General features: G+C 74.6%; 1 pseudogene. It reads left to right on the top strand.

Going from position 1 to position 520, the window contains the following annotated elements:
- Nucleotides 1–452: pseudogene (locus AF1_RS35595) on the top strand (hypothetical protein); the annotation flags it as partial.
- Nucleotides 453–520 lie beyond the last annotated feature (68 nt).

Here is a 520-nt window from a genome sequence, read left to right as displayed (position 1 = left end):
CCGCCCAGGCCACCGCCGCCGCACCGGAGCCGCCCGCCCCCACGCCCGCCCCGGCGCCCGCGCCGGAGCCGGAGCCGAAGCTGGCCGTGGTGAGCGCCGCCGCGGCCGCGAGCCCCGCAAGCCTCAACGGACGCAGCTCCTACGGCACCGCCACCGAGCAGCCCGCGACCGGGCCGTCCCCGGAGAACCTGCGCTCGCTCGTCATCGACATCCTCGAACGGCGGCATGGGGACGTGGCCGGGACGCTCGCCGAGGTCAGGGCCCAGGGCTACAGCTGCGACGAGGCCGAGATCCAGCGAATCAGCGACAACCACTGGTTCCCGTACGCGGTGTACCGGCTGCTGGCCAAGCACCACGGCGACGGCGAACTCGTCGCCCAGGAACTGACTTCGCAGGGGATCGTCTACGACCAGGCCACGCTGGACGCCCTCGTCCAGTCTTGGCGGGTCTGACCCTCGCCGTACTTCCGGACCGGCCGCCCGCCGCATCGCGGGCGGCCGGTCCTCGCCGTATCGGCGGG

Origin of the sequence: Actinomadura formosensis NBRC 14204 (assembly GCF_001552155.1) — a bacterium.
In the GTDB taxonomy this organism is placed as follows: Bacteria; Actinomycetota; Actinomycetes; order Streptosporangiales; family Streptosporangiaceae; genus Spirillospora; species Spirillospora formosensis.
Note: the sequence above shows the minus strand (reverse complement) of the source record. Positions and strands in the feature narration are given on the sequence as shown.